This is a genomic window from Aquariibacter albus, from assembly GCF_014145335.1.
In the GTDB taxonomy this organism is placed as follows: Bacteria; Pseudomonadota; Gammaproteobacteria; order Burkholderiales; family Burkholderiaceae_C; genus Aquariibacter; species Aquariibacter albus.
This window is the reverse complement of the sequence record NZ_JACIVI010000003.1, coordinates 15,038-27,172: the sequence shown is the minus strand read 5'-3', so window position 1 is coordinate 27,172 and position 12,135 is coordinate 15,038. Positions and strand designations below refer to the sequence as shown.

9 protein-coding genes are annotated in these 12,135 nt (G+C 74.1%); 4 read left to right on the top strand and 5 right to left on the bottom strand.

All coding sequences use genetic code 11. The annotated features are described in order from the left end of the window. Nucleotides 1–5 precede the first annotated feature (5 nt). Both pgi and H4F90_RS09465 read left to right on the top strand, forming a co-directional pair. The gene (gene pgi, locus H4F90_RS09470; RefSeq protein WP_182663911.1) at nucleotides 6–1,604 is read left to right on the top strand and encodes a glucose-6-phosphate isomerase; all 1,599 of its coding nucleotides are present in this window, start codon (nucleotides 6–8) and stop codon (nucleotides 1,602–1,604) included. Beyond that, a complete protein-coding gene (locus tag H4F90_RS09465; protein WP_182663909.1) occupies nucleotides 1,597–2,634 on the top strand; it encodes a glucokinase in 1,038 nt (345 codons plus the stop codon). Before pgi ends, H4F90_RS09465 begins: the two co-directional genes overlap by 8 nt. On the opposite strand, the gene H4F90_RS09460 is transcribed toward H4F90_RS09465, so the two are convergent. The 5 genes from H4F90_RS09460 to H4F90_RS09440 form a co-directional block, all read right to left on the bottom strand. Further along, entirely contained in the window at nucleotides 2,610–3,728 is a 1,119-nt protein-coding gene (locus H4F90_RS09460) for an alkene reductase (protein ID WP_182663907.1), read from the bottom strand. The two genes, H4F90_RS09465 and H4F90_RS09460, sit on opposite strands and share 25 nt — an antisense overlap. A gap of 120 nt (nucleotides 3,729–3,848) precedes the next feature. Beyond that, on the bottom strand, nucleotides 3,849–4,415 hold the full coding sequence (locus H4F90_RS09455; RefSeq protein WP_182663905.1) for a c-type cytochrome: 567 nt from the start codon (nucleotides 4,413–4,415) through the stop codon (nucleotides 3,849–3,851). Further along, entirely contained in the window at nucleotides 4,405–5,679 is a 1,275-nt protein-coding gene (soxC, locus tag H4F90_RS09450) for a sulfite dehydrogenase (RefSeq protein ID WP_182663903.1), read from the bottom strand. The genes H4F90_RS09455 and soxC overlap by 11 nt, the downstream gene beginning before the upstream one ends. Nucleotides 5,680–5,688: 9 nt before the next feature. Next, complete coding sequence (locus H4F90_RS09445) at nucleotides 5,689–6,243, bottom strand: YgjP-like metallopeptidase domain-containing protein (protein ID WP_328700881.1); 555 nt, start codon at nucleotides 6,241–6,243, stop codon at nucleotides 5,689–5,691. 6 nt (nucleotides 6,244–6,249) lie between these two features. Beyond that, nucleotides 6,250–6,486 (bottom strand): SlyX family protein, encoded by a 237-nt coding sequence (locus H4F90_RS09440; protein ID WP_182663901.1) that lies wholly within the window; start codon nucleotides 6,484–6,486, stop codon nucleotides 6,250–6,252. 78 nt (nucleotides 6,487–6,564) lie between these two features. Here H4F90_RS09440 and H4F90_RS09435 point away from each other — a divergent pair, with 78 nt between their 5' ends. Then, nucleotides 6,565–7,461: a patatin-like phospholipase family protein gene (locus tag H4F90_RS09435; RefSeq protein WP_182663899.1), complete on the top strand. Its 897-nt coding sequence runs from the start codon at nucleotides 6,565–6,567 to the stop codon at nucleotides 7,459–7,461. Nucleotides 7,462–7,626: 165 nt separating this feature from the next. After that, the gene (locus H4F90_RS09430; RefSeq protein ID WP_182663897.1) at nucleotides 7,627–12,135 is read left to right on the top strand and encodes a dynamitin family protein; all 4,509 of its coding nucleotides are present in this window, start codon (nucleotides 7,627–7,629) and stop codon (nucleotides 12,133–12,135) included.

The following is a 12,135-nucleotide window of genomic DNA, read 5'->3' as shown; positions in this document are numbered from 1 at the left end:
ACGCCATGCCCCTCCCGCCCTTCGTGCCGGCGCCGCAGCGCCCGGCCTGGCACGCCCTGGCCCGCCTGGCCGCCCAGCCCCAGCCGCATCTGCGCGAGCGCCTGCAGCAACCCGGCCGCGCCGCCGCCTTCCAGGCCGCGGCCGCCGGCCTGCAGCTGGACTACAGCCGCCAGGCCCTGGACCGGCCCGAACTCGACGCCCTGCTGGCCCTGGCCGAGGCCAGCGGCGTGCAGGCCCAGGCCCGCGCGATGGCGGCCGGCGAGCCGATCAATGCCACCGAGGACCGTGCGGTGCTGCACCTGGCCCTGCGGGGCGACCCGGCCGCGCCGCAGCCCCCCTGGGGACGGGCCTGCGCCGAGCAGGTCGAGGCCGAGCTGCAGCGCATGCTGGCCGCCGCCGAAGCCCTGCGCAGCGGTGCGTGGACGGGCCACGACGGCCAGCGCTTCACCGACGTGGTGAACCTCGGCATCGGCGGCTCGGACCTCGGTCCGCGCATGGTCTGCGAGGCCCTGCTGCCCATGCTGCCGGCCGAGGCCCGGCCGCTGCGCCTGCACTTCGTCTCCAACCCCGACGCCTGGGCGCTGCAGGGCGCGCTGGAGGGCCTGGACCCGGCCCGCACCGCCTTCATCCTCCAGAGCAAGACCTTCACCACGCAGGAGACGCTGACCCTGGCCGCCTCGGCCCGGCGCTGGCTGCGCGACGGCGGCTGCCCAGCGGAGCGGCTCGACACGCACCTGCTCGCCGTCACCGCCTACCCCGAGCGCGCGCAGGCGCAGGGCCATGCGCCCGAGCGCACCCTGCGCATCTGGGACTGGGTGGGCGGCCGCTACTCGGTCTGGTCGGCCATCGGCCTGCCGGTGGCCCTGGCCCTGGGCGCCGCGGCCTTCCGGGCGCTGCTGGCCGGCGGGCGGGCGATGGATGCGCACTTCCTCGACGCGCCACCGGCCCGCAACCTGCCGCTGCTGATGGCGCTGTTCGGCGTGTGGAACCGCAACTTCCTGCACTGCCCGACCCAGCTCATCGTGCCCTATGCCAGCCTGCTCGGGCGCTTCGTGCCCTTCGTGCAGCAGATGGACATGGAGTCCAACGGCAAGTCGGTGCAGGTCGACGGCGCGCCGGCCGCGGTCGAGACCGGCCCCATCGTCTGGGGCGGCCTGGGCATCGACGGCCAGCATGCCTACTTCCAGCTCGTGCACCAGGGCCGCCACCGCATCCCGGTGGACTTCATCGGCACGCGCGCCAGCGGCGCCGGCCTGCCGCTGGCGGCCGAGCACGACCGGGTCGTGCGCCTGAACCTGCAGGCCCAGGCCGAGGCCCTGGCCGGCGGCCGCGATGCCACCGACACCGCCGCCAGCCTGCGCGCCGCCGGCCTGGACGAGGCCACGGTGCAGCGCCTGCTGCCGCACCGCAGCTTCCCGGGCGACCGGCCGAGCAGCATCGTCTGGATGGACCGCCTGAACCCCTGGACCCTGGGCGCGCTGATCGCCCTGTACGAGCACAAGGTCTTCTGCCAGGCGGCGATCTGGGGCATCCATGCCTACGACCAGTGGGGCGTGGAGCTGGGCAAGACCATGGTGCAGGCGCTGGAGCAAGCCGATGCATGAGGCCCGCGCCCCCGGCGCCGGCCCGCAGCCGGCGGGGCCGCGCCTGCTCGGCGACATCGGCGGCACCAATGCGCGCTTCGGCTGGCAGGCCGGGCCGCAGGCGGCCATCACGCAGCTGCAGGTGCTGCCCTGCCTGGAACATGCCCGGCTGGAGGACGCGATCCGCGCCTACCTGCACCAGCAGGGCCTGCCGCCGCCGGCTTGCGCGGCCCTGGGCATCGCCAACCCGGTGACGGGCGATGCGGTGAAGATGACCAACCACGCCTGGGCCTTCAGCATCGAAGGCCTGCGCGCCGCCCTGGGCCTGGACCGGCTGCTGATGCTCAACGACTTCAGTGCCCTGGCCCTGGCCCTGCCGGCCCTGCCGCCGCAGGCGCTGCGGGCGGTGGGCGGCGGGACGGCGGCGCCGGATGCGCCACGCGCCCTGATCGGCCCGGGCACCGGCCTGGGCGTGTCGGGCCTGCTGCCGGTGGGTGGCGGGGCCGAGGCCTGGCCGCTGTCGGGCGAGGGCGGCCACGTCACCCTGGCGGCCAGCACCGAGCGTGAGTTCCGCGTCATCCAGGTACTGCAGGCGCGCTACGGCCATGTGTCGGCCGAACGGGTGCTGTCCGGCCCCGGCCTGGTCGACCTGTACCACGCCCTGCTGGCGCTGGAGGGCAAGCGCGGCATCGAGATCGTCTCGCCGGCCCAGGTGCTGGAGCGCGCGGGCGAGCTGCCGGGTTCGACCGCCAACGAGGCGCTGGAGCTGTTCTGCGGCTTCCTCGGCAGCGTGGCCGGTGACCTCGCGCTGACGCTGGGCGCGCGCGGCGGCGTCTATGTGGGTGGCGGCATCGTGCCGCGCCTGGGGGAACGCCTCAAAGCCTCGACGTTCCGCGAACGCTTCGAGGCCAAGGGCCGCTTCCGCGGCTACCTGCAGGCCATCCCGACCTGGGTGATCGACGGGGCGGCGCCCGCGCTGCTCGGCGCGGCGCGGGCGCTGGACCTGCCGGTCCGGCCGGCCGACCCTCAGGCGGCCGCGAGCGCCGGGTAGTCGGTGTAGCCCTCGCGGCCTTCGGCGTAGAAGGTCGCGGGGTTCGGCGCATTCAAGGGTGCGTCGCGCTTCAGGCGCTCGACCAGGTCGGGGTTGGCGATGAAGGCGCGGCCGAAGGCGATCGCATCGGCGCGGCCGGACTGCACCGCCTCCAGGGCCATCGCGCGGGTGTAGCCGTTGTTCAGGATCAGGCTGCCGCGGAAGCTGCGGCGGACGCCGGCATAGTCGAAGCCGCCCAGCTCGCGCGTGCCGCCGGTCGCGCCCTCGACCAGGTGCAGGAAGCCCAGGCCGCGCCGGTCGAGCTGCTCGATCAGCGCGCCGAAGACGGCCTGCGGATTCGAGTCGTGGATGCCGTTGGACGGCGTCAGCGGCGACAGGCGGATGCCGACCCGGCCCGCGCCGATCTCCGCCACCACGGCATCGACCACCTCCAGCGCGAAGCGGCAGCGGTTCTCGATGCTGCCGCCGTAGGCGTCGCGGCGCTGGTTGGCGCCATCGCGCAGGAACTGGTCGATCAGGTAGCCGTTGGCACCATGGATCTCGACGCCATCGAAGCCGGCCGCGAGGGCGTTGGCCGCGCCGCGCCGGAACTGGGCGACGACCTCGGCGATCTCGTCCAGGCTCAGGGCGTGAGGCTGGGGAAGATCCTGCTTGCCGCGCGGCGTGTGCACCTGGCCGGCGGCGGCAACCGCCGAGGGCGCGACCGGCGTGTGGCCGCCGTTCAGGTCGGGGTGGCTGACCCGGCCGACATGCCAGATCTGCGCGACGATCTTCGAGCCGGCCGCATGCACGGCGGCGGTGATCGGCTTCCAGCCCGCGACCTGGGCCGCGCTGTAGATGCCGGGCGTCGCGCGGTAACCCTTGCCGGCCGGCGCGACCTGGGTGCCTTCGCTGATGATCAGGCCGGCGCCGCTGCGCTGGCGGTAGTAGTCGACGTTCATCGGCGAACCCGGCACGTCGCCGGCGGCCTCGTCGGCGCGGCAGCGGGTCAGCGGGGCCATGACGACACGGTTGGCCACCGCGATGGTGCCGAGGCGACCGGGCTGGAACAGCGCGGCCTCGGCCGACGGAAGGGGCGAAGCGGAAGCGGACATCGGACACAGCGAGACCCTGACGGCCCCGGGTAAACACGGAGGCCGCCAGTGTGTCGACCGCGAATAGCCCTTGCCGCGTGGGGGCTTGCCGCCGCCACGGGCCGCTGTGCTTGCGCAGCCTCAGTCGGGGTGGCGGATGAAGCGCTCGCGCGCCGGCAGCTTCAGCGCGGCCAGGCGGGCGGCATCGAGCACGGCGTCCTCGGGCAGCAGGCCGTTGGCATGCAGCAGCCAGGCGCTGAGCGCATAGACGGCCTCGGGCGGCAGGCTGCCCGGCGCCTGCAGCGGCATGGCGCGGCGGATGTAGTCGAACAGGGTGCTGGCCTGCGGCCAGTGGTTGCCGATGGTGCGCTCGGCCCCGGGGCGCAGCGCCAGCGGCGCCCGGCCGACCAGGCGGCCGCCGTTCAGGCCCTGGGCCTGGCCCTCGCCCTCGGCCCCGTGGCAGCTGGCGCAGTGCTGGGCATACAGCACCCGGCCCTCAGCCACGCTGCCGCGGCCGGGCGGCAGGCCGCGGCCATCGGGGTAGACGCTGAGGCTGCCGGCCTGCGCCGGGGGCAGCGGCTGGCCCAGGCGCGGCGGGCCGGCCTCGGCCCCCAGCCCCGGCGAGGCGGCGGCGGCCAGCGGCCCGGCGCCCAGCAGCAGCGCGGCCAGCAGGCCGCGGCGGCGTGCGGAGCGGCGCTCAGAAGGCATCGAAAGCATCCTGGCCGTAGCTGTGCAGCACCGCACCATGCGGGGCGACGGCCCAGCTGACGATGGCGTTGTAGTGATAGAAGCCGCCGCGGCCGCGGGTGGCCAGCAGGGCCTCGCGGCTGGGCTGCACCCGGCCGCGATCGTCGGTGGCGCGGCTCTGCAGCAGGGCCGGCTGGCCGTCCCAGCGCCAGGGCAGGCGGAAGCGGCTCAGGGCATGAGCCTGGGCCGGAGCATCGAGCGGTGCCTCGGTCCAGTGCTTGCCGCCATCGACCGAGACCTCGACCCGGCGGATCGCGCCATGGCCGCTCCAGGCCAGGCCGCGGATCTCGTGCACGCCGGGGCCGGGCAGGGTCTGGCCGTGCGAGGGCGAGGTGATCAGCGACTTCACGTCCATGCGCATCGCGAACTGCCGCACCCGGCCGTCGGGCAGGGGCTCGGTGTAGCGGGCGGTCTCGTTGCGGGCCATGGCCGGCTGATCGGAGGCTTCCAGCGTGCTCAGCCACTTGACCCAGAGCACCCCCTTGAGGCCCGGCAGCACCAGGCGCATGGGGTGGCCGTTCTCGGGCCGCAGGCGTTCGCCGTTCTGGAACAGGCCGATCAGGCCGCGCTCGCGCGCCAGGGCCATGGGCACGCTGACATGCATGGCGCCGGCATCGCCGCCGGTGGCGACCAGCCAGCCGGCCTGCGGATCCACGCCCGCCTCGTCGAGCAGCAGGGCCAGCGGCACGCCGGCCCATTCGGCGCCGGACAGCAGGCCATGGACCAGGCCCGCCGGGCGCTGCACCGGCTCCTCGAACCAGCCGGCGCTGCTGTTGCCCGCGCATTCGAGGAAGGCCTGCTGTGCCCGGCGCGGGTAGCGCAGCAGGGCCTCGACGCTCCATTGCAGCGGCTGGCGCACGCGGCCGATCAGGCGCAGGCGGTGCTGCGCCGGGTCGATGCGGGGCGTGCCGCCGTGGTTGCGGACGAAGTGCAGGCCGTTGGGCGTGATCGTGCCGTCGAGCTGTTCCAGCGGGGTCCAGGCGGCGCCGTTGGTGTCCAGGCCGCGATGGTTCAGGCCGATGCGGCGCTGCACGCCGGCTTCGGCCGGGGCCGGCTGGCCGTAGGGGCTGAAGGGCTGGGCCCCCGCCGCATCCGGGGCGTCGACGGCGGCCGCCGTCGGCCCGGCCGCCGCCATCCAGGCCGCGGCCCCTTGCAGGAAGCGGCGGCGCGGCGCGGGGGCATGCGGCACCGGATCGGCAGGGGGCAGGGCGGAGGGGCGCGGCATCGCCGCAGTTTAGGCAGGGCCGGCGGCCGGTGTCCGGCGTGCGGCTTCGGCCTGCTGCTGGCGCAGCAGCAGGTGCAGGCGGGTGTCGAACTCGATCTGCGCGTAGCCGGGCAGCATGGTCTCGCAGAGCGCGTAGAAGGCCTTGTCGTGCTCGCGCTCCTTGAGGTGCGCGAGCTCGTGCACGACGATCATCTGCAGCATCGCGGCCGGCGCGTCCTTGAAGACGGCGGCGATGCGGATCTCGCGCTTGGCCTGGAGGCGCGCGCCCTGCACGCGCGAGACGGTGCTGAGCGTGCCCAGCGCCCGCTGGTCGAGCAGCAGGCGGCTGTCGTACTCGACCTTGCCGAGCGGCGGCGCGCGGCGCAGGTGGCGCTGCTTGAGGGCCTGCACATGCGCGTAGAGCTGGGCGCTGGTGCGCACGGCATGTGGCTCGGGATGGCGCCGGGCCAGGTACTCGGCCAGGCGGCCGGTGGCCAGCAGCTCGCGGACCTGCGCTTGCAGCCCGGCGGGGTAGCCGGCCAGGAAAGGCAGCGGGGCGGGCGCGGAGCGGCTGGCTTCGTCCACGCCGGCTCAGTAGTGCGGCGGCAGCTCGTCGCGCAGGCTGCGCGGGCCGGCGGGGCTGTCCTGGGCCTGGAGCTGCTGGCGCAGGAGGCGCAGCTCGTGCTGCAGCGCGTCCAGGGTCTGCTGCTGGCGTGCGACGATGGCGTTCAGGTGCTCGACCAGGTCCTCGGTGAAGCTGAGCTTGATCTCCAGATCGGTGAGGCGCGCGTCGCTCGGGTCGGCGGGGTCGTGGTCATCGGCAGGCATGTGGCAGTGTAGGCATCCGGCATCCGGCCGCCCGCGGCCGGCGTAGGCGCCGGGATCCCGCAGCCTTTGCCTTCCACAATGCCCCACGACCCGCCGCGCCCCGCCCGCCGCCACACCCTGCGCCGTTTCGCTGCGCTGGGCCTGGGCAGCCTGCTCGGCGGCTGCACCCTGCCCGAGGACCATGGCGGGCCGGACGCCCCGCGCGAGCTGCCGCTGGCCCGACGCCCGCGGGTGGCCTGGGTCTTCAGCTCGGGCGGGCCGCGCGGCTTCGTGCATGTGGGCGTGCTCAAGGCTCTGGACCGGCTCGGCCTGGTGCCGGACCTGATCGTGGGCGCCTCGGTCGGGGCGCTCATCGGCACGCTGCGGGCCGGCGGCCTGGACGCGGCGCGCATCGAGGCCCTGGCGCTTTCGGTCGGCCTGCACGACTTGATCCGCCTGCAGCCCGGCGGACCGCACTGGCTGGGCGCGGGAGGACTGCCGGAATGGCTGGAGGCGCAACTGCCCGCGCCACGCCTGCAGGATCTGCCCCTGCCGATGGTCTGCGTGGCCCAGCGCCTGGACGACGGCGCCCTGGTCGGCTTCACCGCCGGCGAGGCCGGCCTGGCCGTGCAGGCGGCGGCAGCCGTCGTCGGCGAGCTGGCGCCGGTACGGATCCGCGGCCGGCTGTATGGCGACGCCGACCCGATCAGTCCGCTGCCGGTGCGGCTGGCGCGGGCCCTGGGTGCGCAGCGTGTGCTGGCCGTCGACGCCTCGGCGCACGAGGACCGCGCGCCCGCCGCGGCCGCGCGCTTCCGCGAGGGCGATCTGGCCAAGCGCGCCCGCACCGCCCCCGATGCCGCCGCTGCCGACCTGCTGCTGCATCCCGATTTCGGCTACTGGGTGAACTTGTCGCGGGCCTTCCGCGAACGCGCGATCGCTGCGGGCGAGCAGGCTGCCCTGGCCCAGGCCGAAGCCCTGCGGGCCCTGCACGCCTGAGGCGGAGCGGATCGCGCGTCGCGCCGCGATCCGGCGCCGCACCCTCCCCCGAGGGAAGGATGTCCCGCGATTGATCGAGCGGGGCCGGCCGCCTATCCTGCGCCGGCCTTTCGGCAAGCTTGCAGGCCCGGCCGGGCCGGGCAGCCGGGGGGGGAGGAGACGGCGATGCCCAAGGACAAGCAGCCCCCGCGCCAGCCCCGCCGCGTCGGCGGGGGCCTGATCAAGCCGAGTGCGCTCAAGGACCTTCAGACCGCCCCGCGCGTGACGCCGACGGCAGAGCCGACCCGCCGCATCGTCGGGCCCGAGTCGGTGTCCACGACCGTCGAGCCGTCCCCGGGCCGGCTGAACCTGCCGAAGGTCGAGCGGCTTCCTGGCGGGCTGGCGGTCGAGGACTTCAAGATCCCCGTGCTGCCGCTGCTGCAACCGGAAACCGGCCTGTTCAGCGCCGGCCGCAGGGGCCGGGCCGTCGTCCGCGACACCGACCTGCTCGCCCTGCGGATCGAACTGATCGGCCTGCGCACCGTGCCCCAGGGCGCCGGCAAGCCACCGCGCCTGGAGGCGATCCCGGGCGCCGACCCGGTGGCCCTCGTGCTGCACCTGCCGCCGCAGGCCCAGGGCGAGCAGACCTTCTTCCATGTCCGCGCGGGCGAGCCGAAGGCCGAGGCCGGGGCCGGCAAGCCCGCCGTGGGCGGCGGTGAGGTGCCGCTGCCGCCGCCCGTGAAGGCGCGCAGCGCCGAAGAGTCCCGGCTGGCCTTCCGCGTGCCCGCCGGCTTCCAGTGCGACTACCGGCTCGATGCGCTGCTGAAGGCCGTCCGCACCCTGGAGCCGGCGGTGGTGCCGACCGCCCTGCCGCCAGGCCGGACGGCACGCCCACCGAGCCGCTGGTTCACGGAAACCGTCCGGGTCGATCCGGCCGTCATCAGCAACCGCAGCTTGCGCAACACCGCGCTGAAGGCAGTGCCCGGCGCCAAGGTCGGGGCGCGCGGAGGCAGCGCAGCCGCAGCCGCTGCCGCCGCGCAGGCGAATGCCGCGCAGCTCGCCCGCCAGGCCCGCCGCCAGCAGCAGCTGATGCGCCAGGACGGGGTCGATTCGCCCCTGCTCGCGCGCCGCGAGGACCGGCTGCGCTTCGTCGATGCCGGCGGGCTGCAGAACGAGCCGCTGCTCAAGCCCCTGCTGCCGCCCGCCCCGCGCGAACCGCTGCCGCACGAGACCGCGCTGGAACTGCCCTGGCGACTCATCCTCAGCCCGCATGCCGGCGGACGCTGGCAGCACGCGATCGCGCCGGTGACCTCGGCCCGCACGGGGCGGACCGAGCTCTGGCACAGCCGGCTCGGTGATGCCGTGGGCCCGGACGGGCAGCCCGCCGGGCCGGCAGTTCGGGCCGTCTGGGCGCGGGACGGCCTGGGCGGCGAGCAGCCCCGCAACGCCCAGGGCCAGCCGGCGCCCATGCGCGGCCAGGCGCCCGCCAGCGGCAGCCTGCCGGCCCCGGACGACGAGGGCCTGGCGCCCTTCCGCCTGCCGATGGACGACCACGACCGGCAGCAGATCGTTCACCTGTCCTCGAACTTCCGGATCCCCAAGTACACCCCCGAGGCGATCCAGGCGCGGCGGCTGATGGTCAGCCCGCTGGGCGGCTGGCTGGAATCGCGCGGGGCCTGGAGCCCGCCGGCCGGCCTGTCGGTCGAGGAATGGGCGCACCGTGCCGCGCTGGGCCGGGACCACAAGGTGCGCATCGTCTACCAGGGCCGGCTCTTCCCCTTCGGCCACCGTGCCGCGCTGGTGAAGGTGAGCGAGCGCAGCTTCTACAAGGAAGAGGACGACCCCGGCACGCAGGCCCTGCTCGACGGCAACACGGCCTACCTGCGGCAACGGATGTTCATCGTCGTGCGCGAGCCCGAGCGCAGCTACACCGATGCGAGCCTGAAGACGCCGGAGGGCGCCTCCTTCCTGCGCCGCTTCCCGCTGGCCAGCGTGCGGATCAACACCCAGGTCACGCCCGACCTGATGCCGCCGGTCTCCCTGCCGGGCATCGAGGGCTGCGTCTTCTGGCCCTGCCTCGCCGCCAACACGCCGTTCCGCTTCAGCTGCACCGGCCTCGACCTCGAAGGGCGTGCGATCGACTTCGAGCTGCCGATGATCTTCATCGACGCGATCGCCGGGCGGCCGGTCAGCAAGACCAGCGGCCGGGTCGATCCGGCCATCGCGCGGGCCACGCTCACGACCGTGCAGGGCGCCTGGCGCGCCAAGGCCCAGGCCACGGTCGACAGCGCCCTGAGCCCGGCCCTCGACAAGGACTGGACGGCGGCGCTCACGAACGGCCAGCGACTGAGCCTGGCCCCCGAAGACAAGCCCGGCGACACCAGCGTCGAGGCCCTGTGGCTGCGCTTCGATGCCGAGGTCGACAACGCCGCCCAGACCACCGGCCTGCTGGCCCACGCCGGCAGCGAGCTCACCGAGCCCTACTTCTTTCCGGCCCTGCGCGACCTTCAGGCCCGGGTCGGTGCCACCGCGGTGCTGGCGGGCAGCGGGGGCAGCAACCGCCTGCGGCTGAACGCCGACTACCTGAAGCTCGGCTTCGAGCACCTGGACAACCGCGGCAAGGTCTTCGCCGATGTGCTGGAGCAGCCCGGCATGGCCGCCCTGGACTTCTCCGGCCAGGGCAACCGGTCCGGCGGCTTCGTGATGCCCAACCTGAGCCCGAGCGCGCTGTCGCGCCTGGCGGGCCCGGTGGCCGGCGACGTGAAGCGCTTCGCGACCCAGTTCGGACAGGACGGCGGCATGTTCAGTGGCGGCGGGGTGCCGCTGCCGCTGCTCTTCGGCTGCATCCCGCTGTCGAGCGTGGTCCAGAACCTGGCCGACCTGGGCCAGGTGCCGAAGTTCGTGACCGATGCGGCCGACGTCGTCGGCCAGCTGATCGGCGAGGTCGAGCGTCTGATGGGCGGCACCGACCCCCTGGCCGGCCTGGCGGCGGCGCTGGGCCGCGCGGCGATCGCCGCGCTGAAGTCGACCGTGCAGGACCTGATCGCCCAGGCCCAGCAGCAGGTCGCCGGGCCGATGACCCAGGCTGCGGCCAAGGCCAAGCAGCTCGAGCAGCGCCTGGGCGCGCTGGAGACGGCGCTGACCCAGCTGCTGGGTTCGCCCCTCGGCGACAGCCTGGCCTCGGCCGATCCGGCCGCCGTCTCGGCCGCGCTGGGCACGCTGCAGCAGCGCCTCGATGCGGTCGGCCTCGCCCTCGACGAGCTGCTGACGGCCTTGAACCTTCCGGGCCTGCCGCCCGGCTGGCTGCAGGAGGTGCGCACCGTCATCGGCCAGGCCCGCCGGCTGTTGGAGGATCTGGCACGCATGCCGGTGCTGGTCCAGCAGGGCACGGCGCTGATCGACGCGCTCGGCGAGCTGCTCAAGCAGCTGTCCGAGCTGGACGACAGCAACGAGGCGGCCAAGGTCGCGCTGCTGGCCAGGCTGCAGGCCGTGAATGCGGCCGGCGACGAGCTGCGCGACACCCTGCAGGCCGTCCATCTGCTCGAAGGCGCACCGCGCAAGCTGCTCATCGACGGGCTGAAGGCGCTCGACACGGCCGTGGTGCTGGCCGAGAAGGCCGTCGACCTGCTGTTCGGTGAGGAGCTGACCGTGCGCTTCGACTGGACGCCGAAGATCCAGTCGGTGCCGAGCACGAAGGGCCAGGAAATCTTCCGCGCGAACGATCCGAAGGGCTTCGTCGTCGCGGTGGTCGCCAAGGTCAAGAAGTGCAGCGGCGACGCGTCGATGGAGGTCGTCTGCAGCCTCAAGCACTTCGACCTGGTGCTCATCGGCGCCGCCGGCTTCCTGGAACTGAACTTCGAGAAGATCGAGTTCCGCGCCGACGCCGACCTCAAGACCAACGTCGACGTGAAGTTCAGCGGCATCAAGTTCATCGGCCCGCTGAGCTTTGTCGAGAGCCTGCGCGACCTGATCCCGCTCGACGGCTTCTCCGACCCGCCCTACCTGGACGTCAGCCCCAAGGGCATCGACGCCGGCTTCTCGCTCGCGCTGCCGAGCGTCGCGGTCGGCATGTTCTCGCTCAGCAACCTGAGCCTGGGGGCCGGCTTCACCGTGCCCTTCATCGGCCAGCCGCTGTCGGTGCGCTTCAACTTCTGCACCCGGGAGCAGCCCTTCTGCCTGACGGTGGCCATGCTCGGCGGCGGCGGCTTCTTCGGCATCACCGTCGACCCCAAGGGCGTGCAGCTGCTGGAGGCCGCGCTGGAGTTCGGCGCCTGCCTGTCGCTGAACTTCGGCGTGGCCAGCGGCAGCGTGCATGTGATGGCCGGCCTGTACTTCCGCATGCAGCAGTCGGACTGCACGCTGACCGGCTACCTGCGCATCGGCGGCGAGGTGGACGTGCTGGGGATCATCAGCGCGTCGATCGAGCTCTACATGGCGCTCGAATACCAGTCGCAGACCGGCAAGGTGGTCGGGCGCGCGACGATCACCGTCGAGATCAGCATCTTCTGCTTCTCGGCCAGCGTGAAGGTCAGCGCCGAGCGCAAGTTCGCCGGCTCCAACGGCGACCCCAGCTTCCGCCAATTGATGGGCCCCGCGGTGGCTGTGCTGACGACCACGCCGATCGAGGCCGACCTGCAGGCCCTTGCCGAGGGCGAGACCTGCGCCTGGCATGCCTACGCGGCGGCCTTCGCCTGA